The organism is Paenibacillus borealis (assembly GCF_000758665.1).
Taxonomy (GTDB): domain Bacteria; phylum Bacillota; class Bacilli; order Paenibacillales; family Paenibacillaceae; genus Paenibacillus_AQ; species Paenibacillus_AQ borealis.
The window spans coordinates 184,648-205,336 of record NZ_CP009285.1; the positions used below are offsets into that span (position 1 = coordinate 184,648).

A 20,689-nucleotide genomic window follows, 5' to 3' on the forward strand; every position below is an offset into this window, starting at 1 on the left:
TGCTTCTATTCAACTGAAACGTAGCACTTCCTGACACCCATATGTCAAAATGATTGCTGCGGGATAGGGTGATCCTTCCTTGCGCAGCCTGCTTGGCTTTTGATACAATATAGACCTGGTGTCCGTTCATAAGAGGCCGGGAATTCGATTCAAGGAGTGACTTTCATGGGTAAAAAAGCAGACGGGAAAGTGCTTGCCCAGAACAAAAAAGCTTCCCATGATTATTTTATTGAGGATACGTATGAAGCGGGTTTGGTTCTGACGGGTACTGAGATCAAATCGCTGCGTAACGGCCGCGCTAACATTGGGGACGCTTTTGCAACTATCCGGAACGGTGAGATTCATATCCACAATATGCATATCAGCCCTTTCGAACAAGGGAACCGCGCCAATCCTACCGATCCAACGCGTACACGTAAGCTGCTCATGCATAAGGAACAGATTCACAAGCTGCTCGGTTCCTCGAAGCGGGATGGCTTCACGATTGTGCCGCTGAAGATTTATGTGCGCAATGGCTATGCCAAGCTGCTGATCGGCCTAGGTAAAGGTAAGAAGGAATACGACAAGCGGGATTCCGCCGCGAAGCGTGATGCTCAGCGTGATATCCAGCGTGTGCTGCGCGACAAACAGAAGATCGCCCGGTAGACTGGTAACCACCCTGCGCCCAATTGTTCCAGATTCGACCTTCAATTCCTTTAACCCACGTGTTAAAGTGTTGATAAATGTGCTATACTGTGTAAGTAAAACTTATTGCTTCTGAACAGCCATCTTGATCAAGATAGCTGTGAACCGGATCAGCATTTATGCTTGTCATTGATCCGTTAATCCGAAGCGCCCTTTCTAATGAGGGGCCGTTCTTGGATTCGACGGGGATAGTTCGAGCATGAGTAGCGAGTAGTGGGGACGCGTCCGCTTCATCAACGCTAAAGCCTATTAAACGGCAAACAACAAAACAACTACGCTTTCGCAGCCTAAGAAACTGTGCGCGTGCTTCTACCCTGCATCGCCCATGTGACAGGGATAGGGGCTAACAAGTAGTGGGATACGCTGTCTCATCTCCGCCTGCGGTGAGCTGAAGAAGACAATCAGGCTGACCCAACGTATAGCCGGTTACGGGGCGATACTCGGGTGACATCAAAACTGTAACTACACTCGTAGAAGCTTATGTGCCGTTATCTTCGGACAGGGGTTCGACTCCCCTCGGCTCCATATGGAGTATCAGTGAAAGACACCTTAATGGGTGTCTTTTTTCATTTCGGCGGTTGTTTTGGACTATACGTGGTGGTTAAAATGCTTGCTGTGACTCGGTTTCTGGGGCTTGTTGTTAATGGATATAGTGAGTTTCACTGAGCCTATGCGGAGACAGGAGGTTTTGGCCGCCACGTAACCAGTGATATGAACACCCCCCTTCGGCGTGTGTTTTCGCCTTCCATACCTCATCATCCGTACCTCGATTCATTAATTCTTACAGTTATCTCTCTAAAGCCCCTCAGTTTTTATCTTTACTACAAGCGGATTACATTTATACCTGAAACAAGGCGTTATCGTAACTTCCGCATCAGAGCCGACAGAGCCAGATACACCACATGGTGTTTTATTGGAAGGGATGCTGGAGGTCATCAGCGAGTTTTATAACGTCAATCTCAGACATGAGACGCTCAAAGGGATGAGAGAGAATGCAGTACAGGGATATCATTGTGGAGGGCGGGCTCCGTTTGGCTATCGCCGGAAGCGTGAGGGCGTTAAAGTCACGTATTGCTTGGGACCAAATGAAGAGGTCGGAATTGTCAGAACTATTTTTGAGCTGGCCGCTGATGGTTGGGGTGGAAAACGTATTATGCGTGAACTGAATCGTATAGGTGCTGGCGGGAGACGGTGGACCCCCTCCACTGTTCTTTCCATTCTTAGCAACCAGGCATATCGCGGTTATCGCATATGGAATAAAAAATGCATTGTAGAAGGCACCAGAAATGCTGAGGTTGAATGGATCGTCGTAAAAGACGCTCATCCCGCAATCATAGATGATAAGCTCTGGAATGCGGCTCAGTCAGTTTTGGAGCTTCGTAGGCTCACAAAGTTCGAATAAGAAATACCCAATCAAATAGCTTTCCCTAAGCAGGTATGCCGCGTTGACGGTGTACCTGCTTTTTTTTGCCCAAATAATCTACACAAAGGAGAATGAATGTAATGAAAGTAGTCGTATATGCACGTGTATCTTCGGAACGCCAAGCCGAGAAAGAATTATCAATCCCGGCCCAGCTCAAAGCTATGCAGCAATATTGCCAAACCAAGGGATGGACTATCGTTAATGAATTCATCGAAAAAGGTAAGTCCGCCAAGACTGATGATCGTCCAGAGTTTCAGCGAATGATTGCAATGGCGAAACGCACGAATCGTTCTTTTGAAGCTATTCTAGTGCATAAGTTTGACCGCTTCTCACGTAACCGGGACGATCATGTGCTGTACAAGGCTTTGCTGAAGCAATGTGGGGTTAAGGTAATCTCCATTGTTGAACAGACAGAGGCTGATTCTCCGCAAGATATGCTGCTTGAGGGGATGCTGGAAGTGATCTCTGAGTTCTTCAATGCTAATCTGGCCGTAGAAGTCCGTAAAGGCATGACTCAGAACGCCAAGCAAGGTTACAACAACGGTGGTACGCCTCCATATGCTTACCGTACTGAACATATCGCACTCGGCAACCAAAAGACAAAAGCGGTATGGGTACTTGGACCGCGGGAAGAGATTGATACAGTTCGCTTTATTTTTAGTCAATATGCCTATGAAGAGATGGGGTACAAGAGAATAGCTTCACTCCTTAACGAAAGCAATGTTCCAACGCAAAAAGGTGGGAAGTGATCGGCCAGCACTATTCAGGCCATTATCCATAATGAATCGTACCTGGGCCGCAGAATATGGAATAAGCAAGACTATCAGACTAAAGGGAAGAAGTGGCGGGATCGCTCCGAATGGATCATTACGGAGAATGCACAACCGGCCATTATTAATGAAGAATTATTCAAGCTCTGTCAGCAGCGTTCCGAGAAGAGGCATAATGGGGGCGGCGTGACTCATAATCCATATCAAATTAAGCCAGCTTCACCATTTTGGCTCAGAGGTATTTTTATATGTGATAAGTGTGGGTCAAGAATGGTTGGCAACTCGACATCAACGACAAAGAAGTATGGGGGCCAGAAATATTATGTCTGTGGTGGTTATATGCGGAAAGGGAAGGAGTTCTGCCCCTATGTAAGCTGGAGAAAGGACCGTATTGAACAGATCGTCGTCAACAAGCTTCGAAGTGCGTTACTTCGGCTTACCTTTGACAATCAATTGGAGGAAGAGATTCGAAAGTATCATGATGAAGCCAATCGTCACCAGATCGTATCAGCAGCAAACATGGAGGCCGAGATTAATTTCTTGGAGAAACGGATTGAACAGATGCAGCAGGAACTGCGAACTGGCAGTGGCAAAGCATATTACATGGACATGATTTCCGAAATGTCTTCTGAATTGACGGAGAAGCGAAGAGAGCACGCCGATCAACAATCAGCCAGTCAAGCATTTAGTGTGTCGCAGGAGAGCCTACAGACGCTTCAGCAGGACATTAAGACGATGATTGGTTTGTTGGATGAGGAAACGCCGAGTCCGCAGTTGATGAATGAGTGGGTGAAGAGGTTTGTTTCGAATGTGACGGTGTATAGGGAGACGGAGGAGCTTTATCTATCGTTAAGACTTATCAGTATTGGGCAGGTGATATATGAAAAGATGATAGTGACAAGCTATAAAAACATATAAATTATCAGCCGACAAATGCTTTGACAGTGTATTCATGGTATGAGACTATGTGTATGTAGCATCCATTATTTTGAATCTTCTGTATACAATTGTCGGCTGAATGTTTTGTTATAAGAATGAATTTATGGAAATATTCGCCAGTTGTATGTGTGCTGTATAAATCAAACATTATTTTATTGGCCTTATGTCTAATATTATATTATTGGGGGATCATGCATTGAGCAAAGAAGAGTCTTATTTTAAATCGGTAAATGCATTTATTGAAGGGAATATTGCTTTACGTGATCCACAAAGGGCTGCACATAGGCGTTTGAAAGAAAGCCTTTTACGAGATCCAGACACTCATAAGATTGTTGTACTTCCCACAGGCACAGGAAAGACAGGTACTATGGGATTGATTCCCTATGAGATAAGCGACGGTAAGGTTTTAATCATCACCCCTGGGGTGGTAATTCGTGAAGGTGTCTCAGATGAATTTGATACAAGAACACCTTTGAATTTTTGGACAAAAAGAAATGTCATCTTAGATGATACCAAATTGCCTCAGGTTTACCGTTATGCGGGATTCCAAACGGCTCCTGATAAGAAAAGAGTCATGGGTTACTTGGATAAGGCTGATATCATCATAGCTAATATTCATAAGGTATATAATGCGAAGTCTAAAAAGGCATTGGTAAACATTCTTGACCCCAATTATTTTGATATGATTATCATTGACGAAGCACATCATTCAGCTGCGGACTCTTGGCTAAATACCCTTAACCATTTTAATGCCAAAAAGGTAGTTAAGTTAACAGCTACACCCATCAGAGGCGATTATAAAGAAATCGATGGTGAATTAATCTATGAATATGAGCTCGCTGATGCCATTAAAGAGAAGCTTGTCAAAAATATCGTAGCTGAAGATTACACAACAGAAAAACTAGAATTTCTAGTCGATGGCCAGCCTGTAGATAAAGCAGCAGCGTTGGAAGCTATGGATGAGAAATGGGTCACACGCTCAGTTGCTTATTCACCTGCATGTAATAGGACAATAGTAGAGATGAGTATTAAAAGACTAACTGAAAAGAGAAGTCAGGGTAAAGCTCATCATCAGATTATTGCGGTTGCATGCGATATAGATCATGCAAAAGATGTAAGGGATTTGTATGCAGAGTATGGTTTAACTGCTGCTGTTGTTTCAAGTGACGATCCAGAGGCTGCTGAAGATGTCATTATTGAATATAAGAAGGGACAGATAGATGTAGTTGTTAACGTCAATATGTTGGGTGAAGGTTTTGATCATCCCAACATCAGTGTAGCAGCTATATTCAGACCATTCAGGACGTTAGCTCCCTATGCTCAATTCATAGGAAGAGCGTTAAGGAAAATTCCTGTAGGCAACGATACAATAGATAATGTTGCACATGTTGTGTATCATACCGAGTTGGGACTTGATCAACTTTGGGCATTTTATACTGGTCAGAGAATTAAGTCTGAGAGAAAAAAAGTGATAGAGTTCGAGTACCATCGCGACTATAAACAAAACCGAGCTGTTGGTGATGTAAATACAGAAGGTAATGTAGTAACTACTACCAGGGAGTTTCTGAGTGATGGTGTAGCTAGCTTGTATCGAGAGCAAATCCAAGATAACATTCGGAAAGAAGAATTGAAAATTGAAAACGTTGCAAATATAATGAGGGAACAAGGACATACCGAGGTTGAAATAGACGAGTATAAAACATCGCAAAAACGCAGGGTAGATGGCGAAATCACTGAAAAGAGAAATAAATTACGTGAAGAACTGATTCGTGAAGAGTTGCATAAAATTCATAAAGAAGATGTTATTAATCAGGTTGAAACCCTCTTTGCTGAAACGAAGGCTGATCCAAAGGGAAGAGAACTACCAAGTAATACGACTAGTCAGTTCTTAAAGTCTGCTGATACTAACATTGCTTATGCGATGAAGTATATTAATCAATCATTAAAGAATAAAGTTAAGCGTGGAATTGATGAATGGGAATCGTATGATTTTGAACAAGCTAGAATACTGTTGCCGCAAATTATTGATGCCATTCGAGTGAAAATTTTAAATTTGGAGGAATAAACGAATGGATAATATTGAAAAAGTAGCGAAATTATTGATGTACAGTGGGCCTAGTGCTATTGAGTTAATTGAGAAAGCTGTTGAAAGTGATAATGAATTTACAATTGCGACTAGTGATAAGCTGACTATCTTAACGATTCATTCCGTTATGGCATATGCTCTAAAAGTGACGGATGTTTTTACTTACAATGAGCAAGGACAGTTGATAAAACAGATGTTAATAATGAATGGAAAAGAAAATATAATCTTTGATAAATTTAAAGAAGCTTCAGATATTCTTGGGAGCATCTCAAAAAAGAAACAATTAGTTTCATAAATAATTCACTAAAAAGGCCGTTATATGTTAACGGTCTTTTTATTGTCATTGGAGTGAAATTACATGGGTAGTTATGCGTCATTAAAAGTTGCAGATTTTGAGCTAATTTCATGTAAAATTTTGTTGATGCCAAGTTAATGACAACATTTAGGGAGTCTGATAAGCAACAATACAATTATCTGGATGAAGATAATGAGATGCGAAATGTAGCTAAATATTCAAATCGTGTAGAAATAATTAAGTTAAGATTAGACATTATGGGGTTTAATTTAGAATCAACGAAAAAAGAATTTTTGCTTAATAATAACGAGCATTATTCGATTGAACAAATTGGAATTGATGGGGAATGGGAACAGGTTCTTATCGAAGGTTATACATTTGATAATTGGATGACTGAAATGAAATGGATAATAAAATCGGGCCAATATAGTTTTGAACTAATTAAAAACATTGAAAGTAATGATAAGCCTGTGCTTTATAATATGCTATATGAACAAGAAAATGGTGATTCATTATATGGTTTTGAGTGTTCAGATATTAGATATATTTTTAGGGCTATAATAGAACTATTTGAAGATACGGATGAGTTTTATTTAGATTATAGCGACTTGGTCGATGGTGGTTACTGTTCAGAAGAAGATAAAATTTGTGAACTATCTTTACGAAGTCTTGCGGACAATTATGCCGCGAACGAAAAGACTATTATCATCACTGAGGGTTCATCGGACATCGCAATAATTAAAAGGAGCTTGGGGGTTCTTTATCCCGATGTTATTGATTATTACTCCTTTATGGATTTTGAACATTCTAACGCCCAAGGGAGTGCATCTTCACTTGCAGGTTACGTAAAAGCTTTCATTGGATCAGGATTAAGAACGAGAGTAATTGCTTTATTTGATAACGATACTGCTGCTCAAGAGGCAATCATAACGTTAAATAAGATCAAGGTACCTTCAAATATTAAGGTGCTGACATATCCATATCTAAAGTACGTAGAAGAATATCCGACAATAGGGCCTCATGGAATAGCCTTTATGAATATTAACGGACTTGCCGGTAGTATTGAACTGTATCTAGGCCGCGACATACTTACTAATACGGGGCAAGAGTATCCTACTAAGTACATGCCTGTTCAATGGAAGGGTTATAGCAAAGCCTTGAAGAAATATCAAGGGGAGATATTAAATAAAGAAATTATATTAAAAACATATTTCTCCTTCTTAGATCAATTAAGTATTACGGATGAAATAAAGATTGATCATGATTGGGATGGTATGGAATTAATTATGCAGACTATTTTTAGAGCTTTTGATTAGTAAAGTATTTGTGGAGAGTGTTCGCTTCATCTGATGGTTTAGTGACTTCATATCAATGAGAGAAAGGATGCGGCGTTAATAAGCTAATATAGTAACTGATGAATTACTATACTTGGCTTGTCAGCCTAATACGAAGATTTTATGGATGCTGAAAGCTAGAGATTTCAATCGGGTGAGTAAACGGAGGTTTATTTGGATTATGGGTATGAATTTCTACTTTGATGAATCATTTCATGATAGAAAGATTACGTATAAAAACGGAAAAGTAAATATACATAAAGATGATGCATGTGATTCTTATGTTGCTGTTTTCATTGGTGGAGATATCAACATATGCCACAAGCTAGAAAAAAAATATTCGTTATTCGAAGAAACACAAAAAAGAATGTTTGGATTAAATCAAGAACATGAGTTAAAAGGTATAACTATAGGAAAAAAGAATTTTAAATATGGATTAGCGTCATTTAATAAAGATGCGGTTTGTTTTTATAAAGAATATTTTTCAATGTTCTCGGAAGAAGTATATGTACAAATGAATATTTTAAGTAAAACGGCACAAGTAATCGAAACTATATTTAGTGAAGCAAATTTTTCAAGAGGGATGTTCAATAAAAAGGAGTTTTTATATTCTGTGACAAAAGCATTAAACAATTATAGGTTTAATGATATATTAATTCGTCTTTTTGATGAAAAGGGATCTTTTAATAACAAAAAGCTAGTCGATTCTTTTATAAGAAATTTAAAATTAATAATAAAACTAAGCAATAATTCAACAAAAAAAAGACTTGAAAGAGATGCCTATAATAATTTAATTGTCATGCTTAATGAAGTTAAAGGGGAATTAAATACTTCCACAAAATATTTATTTGACTATGAGTACATTTTTGACAACTTTAATTCATATAATACAGAGAATTTGCTGGTTTATAAGCAAATGGATTTGTTTATCGACAAAGAAGTAAGTATACTGAAAACGGCATCCGAGAATAAAAAATATGGGAGTGTAACGAGCTGTGAGTCAACAGAATGTTGGGGAGTACGTATAAGTGATATATTAAGTAATTTCATAGGCAGGATGGTAAAGGCCTTATCTGAAGATTTAAAGGAACCACCTATCCATAATAAGAATGTTCTTAATTCTTACGATTTTAAGACGAAGAAATTGCTAAACACTGAGTGGTTCAAACTTAATGAGAAGCAGTTTAATCTTTATAAAGTCATAAATGATGTTTTTAAAATAAGAAAGAACGCTATGTATACCTCTTACTTTTTTGATTACGAATTATTATTTAGTGAAATATTGGGGTATTTTGGTGAATATGTATCGTATGAGAAGTACCAGAACTATTCAATTGAAGAGCATGCTGAATTATTTAATACTACTTGTTGTAGAGCAATTGCTGAACGGTATAATTCTTTGTAACCCAAAGTTCTTAATTATGGGGACGCGTCCGCTTCATCAACGCTAAAGCCTATTAAACGGCAAACAACAAAACAACTACGCTTTCGCAGCCTAAGAAACTGTGTGCGTGCTTCTACTCTGCATCGTCCATGTGACAGGGCTAGGGGCTAACAAATAGTGGAATACGCTGTCTCATCTCCGCCTGGGGTGAGCTGAAGAAGATAATCAGGCTGACCCGAAGGGGACCCGGTTACGGGGGGCTTCTAGGGTGACATCAAAACTGTAACTACACTCGTAGAAGCTTATGTGCCGTTATCTTCGGACAGGGGTTCGACTCCCCTCGGCTCCATATGGAGTACAAGTAGAAGACACCTTTAGGGGTGTCTTTTTTCGTTATAAGGATTGTTTTATACAGATAATAGAAGGCTACTGGGTTAACGGAGCAGGGGATCAATGCTTTGAGAAAATAAAAAACTCAGGCGCATCCTATGAGCGGATGCGCCAGTTGGATCTTTTGTAGATATTTTGTAATTCGGTTATTAATTTTTCCTATTGACAGGAGCTTAAACTGACATTCTTTGTTGGGATATAAATAACCAGTTAAGCATGCCCACTCTATTTTGAAGCACTTTTCTACAACTCCGCTCCCCTATACCCCATCTTCCGATAACCCTTCACTCTTTTCTTGAACATCGCCATTAACATTGGAACCTGAAGATCGATGTAATCATATATTTTCACTTCTTCTTTATTCGCATGACTCCGGTGCAGGCGGCCTGCATATTGCTGTAAGGTGCCGGTCCAGGAGATGGGATGGACCAGGAACAAGGTGTCCAGTCGGGCATCATCGAAGCCTTCACCGATTAGCTTACCCGTAGCGATAACTACACGCTCCTGATCGTCTGGAATAGAAGCAATTTGGGCGCGTAGAGCTTCTCTTTGCTTTTTCCCCATTCCGCCTCTCAGCACAATTACGTTTTTGGCAAAGGCATGTAATCTCTCTGCAAAATATTCAGCATGAGCAGTCCGTTCAACCAGCAGCAGTGGAGAGCGGCCTTCATCCAGGCAGGTTAGCAAATCGTCAAAAATAAGCGTGTTACGCTCCTCGTTGTCTACAAGCTGCTGATAGATGTCCTGAATTCCCGATGTTTGTTCCCCAGACTTAATCTGAAAGTGAGTATAACGGGGGACCACCCTTAATGAAAATCCTCTGGAGCTGCTTAGGATTTTGGCATCCACCTTCAATAACACAGGTCCAAGCTGGAACCGTACAATGGCTTCCTGTCCGTCCTGACGTTTAGGGGTAGCAGTTAAGCCAAATACATATTTTGCTTTGACTTCCCGCAGAACTTGTTCGAAGCTGTAAGCTGATACGTGGTGGCACTCATCCACAATGACCTGGCCGTATTCACTTACGAAGGGCTTAACATTCCCTTTATAGTTGAGGCTCTGAATGACAGCAATGTCGATGATGCCGGTTCGTTTATTTTTGCCACCGCCGATCAAGCCGATTGCCTGCTTTGGGACTTCGAGAAAGGTTTGCAAACGCTCCTGCCATTGTTCCATAAGCTCCCGTCGGTGAACCAGAATAAGGGTATTTGTCTTTCTTGAAGCGATAATGCTGGCTGCTACGACAGTTTTGCCGAATGCGGTTGCCGCTGAGAGAACCCCTATGTCCCGGCTTAGAATGGCTCTGGCTGCTGTGTCCTGTAGCGTAGTTAGTGTGCCGATGAACTCAGCGTCTATCGGGCTTCCTGACGTACGTCGATCCTCAACCGATACTTTGACTTGATTTTGCTCGAAAAAAGATAACAAGTCCGGCAAACATCCCCTTGGCAGTACTACGTAATTCTCCAGATCCTCGGCGCATGAGATGACCCGGGGTTTACCATAGGTGGAGAGCCGCATCGCTTGGGCTTTATAAAAATCAGGGTTGGAGAAGGAAGCTATTTTGATCAGAGCATGAATTGCACATGAGGGAAGTCCAGACTTGAGGATATAAAGGCGATCCGATTGCAGAATCTGTATCTCAGCAGGCAAAGGTTCCATTAGTACCTCTTCTATCTGAGTCGGATTCTCTTGTAACAAGGATAATCCATCTGTTTCGTGGTCTGATCCCGTAATAATTCTGTCATTGCTAAAAAGTCCACGCTCCCCGTGCGTGTATATAAAGTGCTTCACCTGGTCTTCCCCCATCTTACCAAGTTCGGATAATATACCCCATTGGTCGGCATAGGGCTCAAAGTGCTCATCAACAAAGACACTGTTTCCTTGTTTACGCGGCCCCCCTTGAAGGGGGAGGGCAATGAGGTTGCCGAATCCGCCTTTGGGCAGTGTATCCTGGTTGGGAAACAGGCGGTCATAGGATTCCATGCCGATCTGATATCTGTTGTTCATGGTTAGGCTCAGCAGGGTCATTCCAAATTTTCTGGCTGTAGTCGCCTCGATATTTTGACTGAAGAAAATCCAGATATGCCCCCCATTGCCGGAACGCGAGCGCTCTAAGAGTGCGGGGATTTCATGGCTTTTACATAGCTCCATCACGGCGGTAACATCCTGCTTCCAATCATGTTTGTCAAAATCCATGGCCAAAAACCAGCAGGTCTCGTCCGGCAGCATGGGATAGATACCAATCGTCCGGTCTTGCCTTGCATCTAAATGGGCTGAGAGCACTTCGTTTGTAAGGGGCATGAAGCTCTGGTGTTTGCAAACCGAACACTTTATCCGGGGTTTCTCGCAAACGGAAGTCCATTCATTGGCGCAAGCGGGCGAGTATCCAGACTTGCCTTGTTTATTGCTCCAGCGAATCGGATAAACATCGTCTCTGCCGCGAAAATAGCTTTTATACAGGGCGAGCTTGTCCTCTACGGTCGAGTACTGGTGAACATTAGTTTCTCCAACAGTGGTCTCTTTGCTTTCTTTTACCAGTGCGGTGGAATAAGTGGTTTTTTGTTCATTAGTACTTGTTGTATTTTCATCTAGTAGACTTCTCAACCGGGCGACTTCCAACTTGAGTTCCTCAATATGCGCCAGAGCCGCATTATATTTGTCCTCGATATTGTCCATTGATTGGTCCTCGCGTTTTATTTATATTATACCTTGTAAGTTGCTGAGTAATAATATTGGGAATTATAAACGGGTTAAGGAGATCATAATAATGTTGAAATTAAGTAACTCAACCATTAAAAAGCATTTGAACAATCTAACGAGGGAAGAGCTTGAGGCTGAAATCTTGAATATGGCCAAGATGTATCCGATCATTCAGGAGCACTATTATTCAATACTATTTCCTGATAGTGAGGAAGTCTTAGACAAGTACAAGAAAATTATTGAGAAGGAGTTCAGCCACCACAAAAGAGAAATTCTGCGATACCCGATCGTGAAGCAAGCAATAAAGGACTTTAGTAATGTTTCAACAAATAAGGAGCAAGTTGCAGAGCTAATGATTTTTACAGTGGAATGTGGAGTCGACTTTACAGTTTCATTTGGAGACATAGATGAAAAATTCTATCGTACTATTTCAAGCATATATGAACAAGCTTTAAAGTATATTGTGGACTATCAATTGGAAGAAGAGTTTGTTGATCGATGCAACGAATTGACGCAGAGCAGTCAGGGTATTGGCTGGGGTTTTGCAGATGGGATGATGGAGTTGTATAGCGATTATTTAGGACATATGGATAAAGAAGAAGACCTTGAGTAGCGTATACGGACGAATTATTTAACCATAAGGATTGTGTTATAAAATAAATCCAAATATCGAGTGAATTGCTATCCTAATGCTGCCCCAAAGAGAAGAATTGCAACGGTTATTGAAAAATGCCAATCAGCATGCAGTCGCAGAGGCCAAAAAGGCTGGAGCCTCCATTTATTATATAAAGGACGGCAAACGGATACGTGAAGATGCCACTGGGCAAAAATTCGAGATTACTTACGATGTAGCCGGAAATCGCACTGAGCTTGTTAGTCATGACTGATTGGGAGTCTGTAATGACGGTTTTTGCTGGCACTAATGGAGCCGGGAAAAGCACAATCAGTTTTCAAATGAGCCTGGATCAGTCTCCCGGGTCGCTTCCATACTAAAACAACCACAGCCCTTATGCTGTGGTTGTTCAACGATCAATTAATGCTGATTGTTGAACAAGGGTTCTGTTCGAAGCAAATAGTTACCCCGGACCTCTGCAGCCCAATTTGCAAAAACTTCCCTCCACTGCACACTGTTAAAGAAATCGTCTACCGACTGGTTGTCGGAATCCCAATCAACAAATATGTTAAGAGGCGTGATTCCTCCGGCCCAAATTCCGTTACTGACGTCAGTTCCGCTCTCTCTAACTAATAATATGGGTATTCCGAATTGAAAAGCCATGGCGGGCTCGATTTGAGAAAAAGTCGAACCTTCCCAGAACGGAGTGGTGGTTGGCTGCTGCCCCACATTGGATTCAAGAATTTCAACAAAAAATCTGCGGAAGTTGATCGCGAACAGACCATAGCTTGAAAAAACCAAGCGCCGTATATTCGTCAGGATGTTCTCCGGGTATTGTTCGCTTACGGGTAAGGTGCGGGGGAAGAGCAATGCCTCTTCAATCTCTGCAATAAGACGGTCCAAAAATTGTCCTTGCAGATCATTTACTGTGTTGGTTGTACTCAAAAATACAGGAATTCGAAAAGCGCGATCCACACAGGCATTGATAGCAGAGGATGTGACCTTTTTATTGTTGGCGGGCTTTGGATTTGAGGAGGAGACCTTGAAATTACCACGGACGGGAGGAAGATCTCTTACAATGCTTACGGGAGAAAGGTTTTTCATGGCTATTCGCTGAACCTTATCCTTAGTTTTCATATTACTCACTTTTCACATCTCCAATGCAACAGAATCTGAGTTATATTTAACTCCAGTCTATGTGCATTAGCCCATATGTGTTACCGGATACTCGCAGAAGAGAGCGTGCGGCGCTTGGGTATATATCATGGAGGTATGGTTAATATGAGCAGAAGTTTTCTCGTTTTGTATGGAGTCGGCGGAAGTGGACCGGATCACTGGCAGAGATGGTTACAGCAAGAGCTGGAGAAGCAAGGTGAAAAAGTTTATTTTCCTGAGTTTCCAGACAAGGATCAACCGGACAAGGGGGCTTGGCTGGATCATTTATCATCCGTATTTGAAGAAATTCCGCAGGATGAAGAAGTCATTGTTGTGGCTCACAGCTTAGCGTGCATCATGTGGTTCCACTATGCGGCTTCACAGCCGAATCGAAAGATTCAGAGAGCTATTCTGGTGGCACCGCCATCGCCATTGTTGAAATATGAGCCTGTGATGATGTTCTTCCCTGTACCTGAAAACTTGGCTGGGATTGCAACGGTGGCGGACAAGACGCTGTTTGTTTTATCTTCGACAGATCCGTATTGTCCAGTAGAAGAGGCCTCTCATTACTTAGATTTAGGGGTTCCTTGCGTGATATTGCCTAAAATGGGGCATATCAATGTAGACACGGGTTACGGTCCTTGGCCTTGGATTCTAGATGTATGTTTGAACCAGCATATTTCGCTATGAAAAAGTGGATGAACGAGTTTGAGAAGAAGTACCCCATGGGTGCTTTTTTTCATTTTTTCAGCAGTACAAAAATAAGATCATACGTTCGTGAAATTTCGTTTATTTTGTTTAAATTTGGTGTATAATAAGGCTGACTGTTAAGCTTACTCCAAAGGGGATGAAGAATGATGTCAATCAGGTTGAACCCGTATTTTGTTTTTAACGGAAACACAAGAGAAGCCCTTTATTTCTATGAAAAAGCACTGCGCGGGAGCGTAGTCGGGATCACGACGTTCGGAGACCTGCCGGAAGATCCGGCGCATCCGCTGACCGATGAGATGAAAACGCTTGTGATGCATGCGCATTTGAAGGTCGGCAATGCAGATCTCATGTTCTCCGATACTTTTCCGGGTACGTCGCATCAGGCGGACGGGGATACGGTTCAGATTGCCATTCATCCTACAGAAGAGGCAGATGCACGGGAGATTTTTGCTGCACTGGAAGACGGCGGTCAAGTGGTTATGCCGCTTCAGAAGACGGATTGGAGTCCTTTATACGGGATTGTGAAGGACAAGTTCGGCGTTACTTTTCAAGTGAATGTTGCCGGGGAGGAATGACTTGTGACTAACATAAACCAGAGAATCGTTCCGCATATATGGTATGACAAAGAGGCGGTAGAAGCTGCCCATTTCTATGCCTCTGTTTTCCCGGATTCCAGAGTTACGAGTGTTACCACACTTCACGATACACCGTCTGGCGACTGCGATCAGGTTTCTTTTGAAATTTGGGGACAGAAGTTTATGGCGATCAGTGCAGGGCCGTATTTCAAATTGAATCCGTCCGTGTCCTTCTTCGTTAATTTTGATCCGTCACGCGACAAGGACGCAGCTAAGCGAATGGATGAGGTGTGGGACAAGTTATCCGAAGGCGGTATGGCTTTGATGCCGCTCGATAAATATCCGTTCAGTGAGCGGTTTGGCTGGATTCAGGATAAGTACGGCGTGTCATGGCAGCTGATTCTTACGAATCCGGAAGGTGAAGAGCGGCCTGCTATTATACCGTCATTTATGTTCATCGGTAATAACTGCGGCAAGGCGGAAGAGGCGATGGATTTCTACTTATCCGTCTTTAAGAATTCACGGCAGGGCACAATTGCCCGCTACCCTAAAGGCCCTGGGCCTGACCAGGAAGGAACGATTATGTTCGCTGACTTCATGCTGGAGAATCTGTGGTTCACCGCAATGGATAGTGCGCATGATCATAAATTTAGCTTCAACGAAGCCATATCCTTCATGGTGAAATGTGACTCGCAAGAGGAGATTGATTCCTATTGGGAGCAGCTTTCTGCGGTTCCTGAAGCCGAGCAATGCGGCTGGCTGAAAGATAAGTATGGTGTATCATGGCAGATTGTTCCAGCTGAGATGGACGAGATGATGGAGAAGGGCACACCGGAGCAGCTTGCACGTGTTACGGAGGCGTTTCTTAAGATGAAGAAATTTGAGCTTGCGGAATTGCATAAGGCATTTAAGGGCGAATGAGAGCATAACCCCTATCTGGTGCAAAGGATTAGCTACAGGACTTGGTTCTAAAAATACAAAAAGCGATGAGGTTTTTGTCCCTCGTCGCTTTTTTGTGTAAACGGGCATGCTCTTACTTCGCATTCACATCAGGCTGATGAATCCCAAATAGATTACCTTCTGTATCATGGTAATATCCTTGCCAGGCCATTCCCGGTAGAGCGTACTTCGGCATTGCGAGCTTGCCCCCAAATTGCAAAATCAGAGCTTCAGTAGAATCATAACTCTCCACTCCAAGGGTACACGCATATCCATTCACAGCTTGTCCGGGCTCTGGAGCAGCGCCTTGGCGTTTAATTAAGGCCCCATCGATTCCGGGCTGACTGGCATCCCCCGTAACTGCCCCGAAATAGGGCATTCCGGCATATTCGCTCCAATCCTCGAATTTCCATCCGAAGACCTCACCATAAAACTTCTTAGCACGCTCCATATCATCTGCATGAATTTCGAAATGAACTAACCGTCCCATAATTTCCTCCCAGGTTGTGACTTCAGGTATCATAACTGTATTATACTTTCCATTATGGTTTAATATATAAAATTTAATCAGGAATTCTTGGAGGAATGTTGTCTACAAGTTGGACATAGAGTGGAACTACAGGAGGTGTTGCATGGTTATTCAACTTAGTATTGCTTTGGCTGCAGTTGCCTTTATCTGTCTGGCCGGGTTCTTGATTCTTACGCTGCGCAAAGGTATGACTACACTCTCAGAGACCAATAAGACACTGGTGGATGTGAGAAATGCCATTCATGGCTTAACTGGAGAGGCTACACAACTCATTCATACGGCAAATCAAGTGACCAGGGATGTGAAAGGTAAAATCAAAACGATAGATCCGATTTTTGAATCGGCGCACAATGTGGGGGAAGTAATTCAGACCGTGACAGAGACATTTAAGAAAAATGCTTCCGAAATTGGCCACAATTTAACTCCAGAACCCGAAAAACCTCCAGTCAAGCAACAAAGCATTCCCATTCGCGTCAATACAAAATTTCAATAAGCCGGTGAAATGTGATATCAGTGAAAGACACCTCAATGGGTGTCTTTTTTGTTTGCGTGCGTGCCCAGAGGCCTGCATTATTTGGTTGGCGAAAGTCTTTTTGCCATTAATAAATCGTCGGCACCATTCCACCGTCCATGCGGATGGGAGAACCTTTAAATGCTGAAGCATAAGGGCTGCATATAAAAGCTGCCAGTCTTCCGATTTCGGCCGGTCGGATAAACCGCTGAAGCTCAGACTGGGGCAGGTTTGCGGCCATGAATCGTTTCTCTTTGTCAGCGAATGTTATATCAGCATCAGCATAGATTCCCTCAATAATCTGATGCACATTCTCAGAAAGTGTGGGTCCGGGCATGATTGTATTGACGGTTACTTCAGTTCCGATGGTTAATTTGGATAAGCTCTTCGAGAGTGAGAGCAGCATCGATTTGGTCATGCAATATTGCGGCATCTGACCAGAAGGCATTACAGCTTCTTCGCTTGCAATAAAAATCATACGACCATAATTGCTGTCCAGCATTCTAGGCAAATAAAATTTACATAATGCATTAGCTGCAAGTACATTCGTGCGGAAGTATTTATCCCATATTTCATCGGTTACTTCATCGTAACTCATAATTTCATATATGCCCGTATTGTTAACCAGAATGTCCACCTGAGGATAATGTTCAAACAAAGCCTCCCGCTGTTTAATATCCGTAATATCGGCAGCGGCATTCTGAGGAGAGGTGGACGGGAAACTGGAACGAAGTTCGTTCACCGTAAGCTCCACTTCTTCGTGATTTCTTCCGTTAATCAGCACATGTACGCCTTCCTTGGCCAGTTCAATCGCAATAGCTTTTCCGATCCCCTTCGTTGAACCTGTAACTAAAGCTGTTCTATTGTGTAATCCCATATCCATGCTACATTTCCCCTATATGAAGTGATGTGGAACCGCGGGAGTAATCCTGCGTTCCCGATAGGGACCATAATACCTTGTCCAGGCTGGTCAGTATCTAGCTCACTACGCCAATATTCTTGCAGCACGCGCCAATTCTTTATACTTTGTCTATGTTCTCCGAACGCCAATGTGAAGCTGTATCTCCTTCCCATATGCGGAAGGCACGATAGAATGAATTCAGGTCCCCGTATCCTACCAGGCAAGCCACTTCTTTAATGTCCAGAGTCGGGTTGGCTAAATACTCTCTTGCCTGTTCATGCCTGGCCTCCGTTAACAGATGTTTGAAGCTCGTGTCTTCTTCACTTAACCGCCGCTGCAGCGTTCGCCCGCTCATATGAAGCTCCTTGGCGACAGCATGGATGTCCAGGTGTCCGCCCATAAGGCTTCGCTTGATGATCCATTTCACTGTTCCGGCGATGGAAGCGGTGCTGTGCTGTTCACTCAGTGTCCGGTCTAGGGCAGGTGTCAGAATATCCAGGAGCTCTTCATTATACGTTACAAAAGGGATATCCAAATCCCGGCTCCGCAGCGTGAGCCGGTTCCTGACGGAACCCGTGTGAACAGGACAACCGAAATAAGCCTCCAGCGCCTGCACATCACCCATAGGATGGATAAACTCGACCTTGCATGCCTTCAAAGCCTGGCCCGTTCCCCGGCGCCCAAGTTCCAGAAGATACGCCAGTGTGATTCCGACCAATACCTCTGGACCGGATTCCTTCGTATGCTGCCATTCCAGCTCGATGGTGCATTCCTCATCCTTTTCTAATATAAGCAGCCGTTCGGGAGGGCACATTTGTTTATACCTGGCCATGCGGTAAAGAGCATCTCTATAGTTGCGGGCGTGGTAGGTAGCTAAGACATCAGGAGGATATAGAGTCGTTTCAAATGCGTGTACAAGCCCAACGACCGCCTGGGCAATATCACCTGTCAGATCCGAAAAAGCCTGCCACAACGCAAAATACTCTGCGGCGGTGACCTTAGGCTCAGTGATTACAGTAAGCGGCAGCCGGGCCTGACGGACAACATCGCTTGGAGCAATCCCTAAGAGCTGAATTCCAGACCAAAAGCCGGAAGGGAATTTAATGCTTTTTGCGGTGTTTAAATTCATGTAGAGTCTCCTTTGCGGCCATAACCGTATGCGAACGTATGTACACAAAGCATACTACCCGGTATGTTATGAAGTCTACTCTGACGGTCCGCTTCTCTATTAATTGGGGGTTGCCTTAATGTGCACATTAACCCTTAAGCTTAAACAGATCCGGTCGATTACATCCAAATAGGAGCATGAAAGGAGTGTAGCCAGTATGTCTTTTTCCATAAAAGAGGCTTCGGAGCGGCTAGGTTGCCCTGCACATAAGATCCGTTATTACGAGAAGGAGGGGCTGCTCCCTTATATTCAAAGAGATGAACATGGAAACCGTCAGTTTGAGCAAGAACACCTGGACTGGATGAGATTGATGTCCTGCTTCCGGGCAACCGGAATGAAGGTAGCTACATTGAAACATATGGTCCGCCTTGCTTTAGACGGGGATTCGACCATTCCGCAGAGAAAAATGATTCTCCATCAATATAAAGAGGATTTGCAGCGGCGTCAGTCCGAGCTTGCCGAAGCCCTTGAAGCAGTCGACAACAAGCTTGTCATCTATGGGGAGATAGAACAAGGAAGACTTCCTTCTGAGACGGAACTGCTGGACCAGCTGGAAGTGTCAGCAAAAAATAATATTAAATAGATGGAGAGGTACAACACATGAAGCAAAGAACACTCGGGAATAGCGGTATACTCGTTTCTTCAATTGGGCTGGGAATAATGGGGATGTCGCCTGGAATGTATGGGGAAACCAATGACGGGGAGTCCATCAAGACCATTCACCGCGCGCTGGACATCGGAGTGAATCTGCTGGATACGGCGGATGTGTACGGAAACGGGCATAACGAGGAGCTTCTGGGGAAAGCTGTCAAAGGCCGCCGGGACCAAGCTATTATTGCAACCAAATTTGCCTATACGCCTAACTATGAAAGTTTGAACGGTCATCCCGATTACGTGAAGAAAGCCGTTGAAGATAGTCTTCGCCGGTTAGATACAGACTACATTGATCTTTACTACCAGCACAGGGTAGATCCAGATATTCCGATTGAAGAAACCGTTGGAGCCATGGCTGATCTGGTAAAAGAGGGCAAGGTACGCAGTCTCGGTCTGTCTGAAGCCTCTGCGTCTACACTTCGCCGTGCCCACGCAGTACATCCGATTTCTGCTCTGCAAAGCGAATATTCCCTCTGGAGCCGGGACATTGAAGATGAGGTCCTGCCGGCTGCAAGAGAGCTCGGTATTACGCATATTGCATACAGTCCGTTAAGCCGGGGTTTCATATCCGGTGAAATCCGGAAGTTCGATGATTTGGAGGCCAATGATCTTCGCAGATACATGCCCCGGTTCCAAGGTGATAATTTCCGGAAGAATATAGAAATCGCAAATAAAATCAAAGAAATTGCTGCCGAGAAAAATTGCACGCCCTCCCAATTAGCAATTGCATGGACGATCGCTAATGACGCGCTGCCCATTCCGGGAACGAAACGGATCAAATATTTGGAGGAGAATGCTAACTCAACAACCATTGAGCTGAATTCTGAGGACTTAGCGCGGATCGAGAAGGTAAGCCCCAAGAGTGGAGTCCACGGAACACGTTATATGAAAGAATTGATGACGCAGCTGAATGGCTAACAATAATCAT

At 43.2% G+C, this 20,689-nt stretch carries 21 protein-coding genes, 2 other RNA genes and 1 pseudogene; 19 read left to right on the plus strand and 5 right to left on the minus strand.

The genetic code is table 11. The features are described 5' to 3' along the window. The first annotated feature begins 165 nt into the window (after positions 1 to 165). From smpB to ssrA (PBOR_RS35980), 11 genes and pseudogenes are all read left to right on the plus strand, one after another. Entirely contained in the window at positions 166 to 645 is a 480-nt protein-coding gene (gene smpB / locus PBOR_RS00915; RefSeq protein WP_039296783.1) for an SsrA-binding protein SmpB, read from the plus strand. A 202-nt stretch (positions 646 to 847) separates the two neighbouring features. Further along, positions 848 to 1,212: a transfer-messenger RNA gene (gene ssrA, locus PBOR_RS35975) on the plus strand. Between the two features lie 394 nt (positions 1,213 to 1,606). Beyond that, a complete protein-coding gene (locus PBOR_RS00920) occupies positions 1,607 to 2,086 on the plus strand; it encodes a recombinase family protein (RefSeq protein ID WP_052429273.1) in 480 nt (159 codons plus the stop codon). Between the two features lie 101 nt (positions 2,087 to 2,187). After that, positions 2,188 to 2,856, plus strand: a complete 669-nt coding sequence (locus PBOR_RS37890) for a recombinase family protein (protein WP_245647991.1) — start codon at positions 2,188 to 2,190, stop codon at positions 2,854 to 2,856. 54 nt (positions 2,857 to 2,910) lie between these two features. Further along, a pseudogene (locus PBOR_RS38530) lies at positions 2,911 to 2,988 on the plus strand (hypothetical protein); the annotation flags it as partial. Between the two features lie 159 nt (positions 2,989 to 3,147). Then, complete coding sequence (locus PBOR_RS37900; protein ID WP_245647992.1) at positions 3,148 to 3,795, plus strand: recombinase zinc ribbon domain-containing protein; 648 nt, start codon at positions 3,148 to 3,150, stop codon at positions 3,793 to 3,795. A 217-nt stretch (positions 3,796 to 4,012) separates the two neighbouring features. Further along, positions 4,013 to 5,881 (plus strand): DEAD/DEAH box helicase family protein, encoded by a 1,869-nt coding sequence (locus PBOR_RS00930; protein WP_052429274.1) that lies wholly within the window; start codon positions 4,013 to 4,015, stop codon positions 5,879 to 5,881. A gap of 4 nt (positions 5,882 to 5,885) precedes the next feature. Next, positions 5,886 to 6,197: a hypothetical protein gene (locus PBOR_RS00935; RefSeq protein ID WP_042210030.1), complete on the plus strand. Its 312-nt coding sequence runs from the start codon at positions 5,886 to 5,888 to the stop codon at positions 6,195 to 6,197. Positions 6,198 to 6,334: 137 nt separating this feature from the next. Then, positions 6,335 to 7,513 carry a HEPN/Toprim-associated domain-containing protein gene (locus PBOR_RS00940; protein WP_042210031.1) on the plus strand — a complete coding sequence of 393 codons (1,179 nt, stop codon included), beginning with the start codon at positions 6,335 to 6,337 and terminating at the stop codon, positions 7,511 to 7,513. Positions 7,514 to 7,712: 199 nt separating this feature from the next. Next, positions 7,713 to 8,936: a hypothetical protein gene (locus PBOR_RS00945; protein ID WP_042210032.1), complete on the plus strand. Its 1,224-nt coding sequence runs from the start codon at positions 7,713 to 7,715 to the stop codon at positions 8,934 to 8,936. Between the two features lie 18 nt (positions 8,937 to 8,954). Next, positions 8,955 to 9,267: a transfer-messenger RNA gene (gene ssrA / locus PBOR_RS35980) on the plus strand. Positions 9,268 to 9,548: 281 nt separating this feature from the next. Here ssrA (PBOR_RS35980) and PBOR_RS00950 read toward each other — a convergent pair. Continuing rightward, positions 9,549 to 11,981 carry a TOTE conflict system archaeo-eukaryotic primase domain-containing protein gene (locus tag PBOR_RS00950; protein ID WP_042210033.1) on the minus strand — a complete coding sequence of 811 codons (2,433 nt, stop codon included), beginning with the start codon at positions 11,979 to 11,981 and terminating at the stop codon, positions 9,549 to 9,551. Between the two features lie 91 nt (positions 11,982 to 12,072). Here PBOR_RS00950 and PBOR_RS35150 point away from each other — a divergent pair, with 91 nt between their 5' ends. Beyond that, positions 12,073 to 12,618 (plus strand): DUF6155 family protein, encoded by a 546-nt coding sequence (locus PBOR_RS35150; RefSeq protein ID WP_052429275.1) that lies wholly within the window; start codon positions 12,073 to 12,075, stop codon positions 12,616 to 12,618. A 109-nt stretch (positions 12,619 to 12,727) separates the two neighbouring features. Beyond that, the gene (locus PBOR_RS37605) at positions 12,728 to 12,892 is read left to right on the plus strand and encodes a hypothetical protein (RefSeq protein ID WP_245647994.1); all 165 of its coding nucleotides are present in this window, start codon (positions 12,728 to 12,730) and stop codon (positions 12,890 to 12,892) included. Between the two features lie 146 nt (positions 12,893 to 13,038). On the opposite strand, the gene PBOR_RS00965 is transcribed toward PBOR_RS37605, so the two are convergent. Beyond that, positions 13,039 to 13,764 (minus strand): hypothetical protein, encoded by a 726-nt coding sequence (locus PBOR_RS00965; protein ID WP_081971863.1) that lies wholly within the window; start codon positions 13,762 to 13,764, stop codon positions 13,039 to 13,041. Between the two features lie 135 nt (positions 13,765 to 13,899). Between PBOR_RS00965 and PBOR_RS00970 the strand changes: the two genes are divergently transcribed. From PBOR_RS00970 to PBOR_RS00980, 3 genes are all read left to right on the plus strand, one after another. Beyond that, a complete protein-coding gene (locus tag PBOR_RS00970; RefSeq protein ID WP_042210035.1) occupies positions 13,900 to 14,463 on the plus strand; it encodes an RBBP9/YdeN family alpha/beta hydrolase in 564 nt (187 codons plus the stop codon). A gap of 167 nt (positions 14,464 to 14,630) precedes the next feature. Beyond that, positions 14,631 to 15,059, plus strand: coding sequence for a VOC family protein (locus tag PBOR_RS00975; protein ID WP_042210036.1), 429 nt, complete (start codon positions 14,631 to 14,633; stop codon positions 15,057 to 15,059). Positions 15,060 to 15,062: 3 nt separating this feature from the next. Continuing rightward, positions 15,063 to 15,980 carry a VOC family protein gene (locus tag PBOR_RS00980; RefSeq protein WP_042210037.1) on the plus strand — a complete coding sequence of 306 codons (918 nt, stop codon included), beginning with the start codon at positions 15,063 to 15,065 and terminating at the stop codon, positions 15,978 to 15,980. A gap of 112 nt (positions 15,981 to 16,092) precedes the next feature. Here PBOR_RS00980 and PBOR_RS00985 read toward each other — a convergent pair whose 3' ends face one another. Then, the gene (locus tag PBOR_RS00985) at positions 16,093 to 16,488 is read right to left on the minus strand and encodes a VOC family protein (RefSeq protein ID WP_042210038.1); all 396 of its coding nucleotides are present in this window, start codon (positions 16,486 to 16,488) and stop codon (positions 16,093 to 16,095) included. 142 nt (positions 16,489 to 16,630) lie between these two features. Here PBOR_RS00985 and PBOR_RS00990 point away from each other — a divergent pair, with 142 nt between their 5' ends. Next, positions 16,631 to 17,020 carry a DUF948 domain-containing protein gene (locus PBOR_RS00990; protein WP_052429276.1) on the plus strand — a complete coding sequence of 130 codons (390 nt, stop codon included), beginning with the start codon at positions 16,631 to 16,633 and terminating at the stop codon, positions 17,018 to 17,020. A gap of 106 nt (positions 17,021 to 17,126) precedes the next feature. Here the strand turns inward: PBOR_RS00990 and PBOR_RS00995 are convergent, their stop codons facing one another. Together PBOR_RS00995 and PBOR_RS01000 are read right to left on the minus strand one after the other, a co-directional pair. Beyond that, the gene (locus tag PBOR_RS00995; RefSeq protein WP_042210039.1) at positions 17,127 to 17,921 is read right to left on the minus strand and encodes an SDR family NAD(P)-dependent oxidoreductase; all 795 of its coding nucleotides are present in this window, start codon (positions 17,919 to 17,921) and stop codon (positions 17,127 to 17,129) included. A 136-nt stretch (positions 17,922 to 18,057) separates the two neighbouring features. Next, complete coding sequence (locus PBOR_RS01000) at positions 18,058 to 19,068, minus strand: AraC family transcriptional regulator (protein WP_042210040.1); 1,011 nt, start codon at positions 19,066 to 19,068, stop codon at positions 18,058 to 18,060. Between the two features lie 196 nt (positions 19,069 to 19,264). Here PBOR_RS01000 and PBOR_RS01005 point away from each other — a divergent pair, with 196 nt between their 5' ends. Further along, complete coding sequence (locus tag PBOR_RS01005; protein WP_042210041.1) at positions 19,265 to 19,690, plus strand: MerR family transcriptional regulator; 426 nt, start codon at positions 19,265 to 19,267, stop codon at positions 19,688 to 19,690. Between the two features lie 17 nt (positions 19,691 to 19,707). Continuing rightward, on the plus strand, positions 19,708 to 20,679 hold the full coding sequence (locus PBOR_RS01010; RefSeq protein WP_042210042.1) for an aldo/keto reductase: 972 nt from the start codon (positions 19,708 to 19,710) through the stop codon (positions 20,677 to 20,679). Positions 20,680 to 20,689 lie beyond the last annotated feature (10 nt).